Below are 1,597 nucleotides of genomic sequence, written 5' to 3'. Positions count from 1 at the left end.
CGGCGACCCCCAGGCTCGGGGAAACACGTCACCCTTGGGTATGCGCGGCATCAGCAGCACTAAGCTGCCCCAACACAGGGCAGCAGGCAAAAGCGTGGCCGGCACCAGGGACCAGCGGCTGCCCATGATGGCCCCGAGCGCATAGCCGAGGGCGAACATGGCCGCCGGCACTGCCATACCCATGAGCAAGGCTCCCACGGGAACCGACCCGCCTGTGAACCGCAGTGTCTGGACGATGGCGGGAAGACAACCTGCCGCATAGGCCAGGGAACCCAATGTGGCACCCTTGAGGACAGGCACGCCATATCTGCGGACAGACGGGCCCCCGATCCAGGGCGGCGCGACCATGGAACGCGGGGAACACGCTTTCCAGGCGCTCCATGCGCCGAACATGCAGGCGATTACATCCGTCACCAGATGCATCCAGGTCAGGTCGAACTGCAAGGCCGCATCTGTCAGTGCCCACGGGGACGCATCTGATTGGCCGACTCCGTAGTTGCGCACCGATAATGCGGCCGGATATGCCATCATTGACAGAAAGAACACCAGCGAGCTCACCGGTGACAAGGGATTGAGCAGACGGGCCATCATGAGACCTCACCCTGGTCGAATGGCAGGTGTCCGGATCCCGTCAGCAGCCGTCGATAACCGGATTCCCAAGGCGATGCCATTGAGTCCTCAGGATCGGCCAAGGCGGCGAGATCATCCATGCGTCCGTCCAGGAGCAGATGCCCGTGGTCGAGTACCAGCACGCGGTCGGCGATTGCGGCCAGATCCTCGACCAAATGCGTGCTCACCAGCACTGTGTGGCTGTCCGCATATGCGTCGAGGAATTTACGCACCTCAATGCGCTGCACCGGATCAAGGCCAACGGTCGGTTCGTCCAAGACAAGCACGTCGGGACGGGCGACAATTGCACACGCGATGCCCGCCCGTTGACGCATGCCACCGGACAGTCTGCGCACCGGTCGGCGAGCTTCCCCGGACAATTCCACCTGCTCCAGGGCCCACACCGCTGCATCACAGGAAGCTTTCCAGGACAGACCGCGCGCCCATGCGGCGTACCGTACATTGCGCATCAGGCTGGAGGCATTCATCAGCTCGAACGATTGCGGCAAATATCCGATTCGGCTCCTGGCCCGACGTCGTCCAGCGCTTGTCAGCACATTCGCCCTGGCTATCCTTACACTGCCCGAGGAAGGACGTGACAAGGTGGTCACAATATTCATCAGTGTCGTCTTGCCGGCACCATTGGGACCCAAGAGCCCGAATACGCCGTTGCCGAAGCTCAAGGACACATCCGACAGCGCCTGTTTACGGCCGTAGGAAAAAGACACGTGCGAGAGGGAAACATCTACTTTATAATTCACCATTGAACCAAACTAATAAAAGTTGAATCTTTACTTCAAAGTTAAATCAAACGTACATTACATAACTGCTTGAGTCAAATCGATGTGCTTGGCAAGGCGCATGAACGGTGTTCGGAAATGTTCAAAGAAGATGCAATTTGCGGTGTTCTGCAGCGTCATGATTGATCTCAAGTGATGATCCGGGGCGTGGCTGCCAGAACTACGTATGATTGGCGCGATGAATAATG

Annotated in this window: 1 protein-coding gene and 1 pseudogene; both read right to left on the bottom strand. The window is 58.7% G+C overall.

What is annotated here, in order from left to right; all coding sequences use genetic code 11:
• Window positions 1–591 (bottom strand): annotated as a pseudogene (locus AC0AP0_RS09075) (hypothetical protein); the annotation flags it as partial.
• Window positions 588–1,373: an ABC transporter ATP-binding protein gene (locus AC0AP0_RS09070; protein ID WP_490430230.1), complete on the bottom strand. Its 786-nt coding sequence runs from the start codon at window positions 1,371–1,373 to the stop codon at window positions 588–590. The pseudogene AC0AP0_RS09075 and the gene AC0AP0_RS09070, both read right to left, overlap by 4 nt.
• Window positions 1,374–1,597 lie beyond the last annotated feature (224 nt).

Source organism: Bifidobacterium sp. POST2/T3 (B1), assembly GCF_058197115.1.
Note: the sequence above shows the minus strand (reverse complement) of the source record. Positions and strands in the feature narration are given on the sequence as shown.

What these genes read in the sequence shown, in the direction of transcription:
- AC0AP0_RS09070 (WP_490430230.1), bottom strand. Translation starts at nt 1,373, where the DNA reads ATGGTGAATTATAAAGTAGATGTTTCCCTCTCGCACGTGTCTTTTTCC.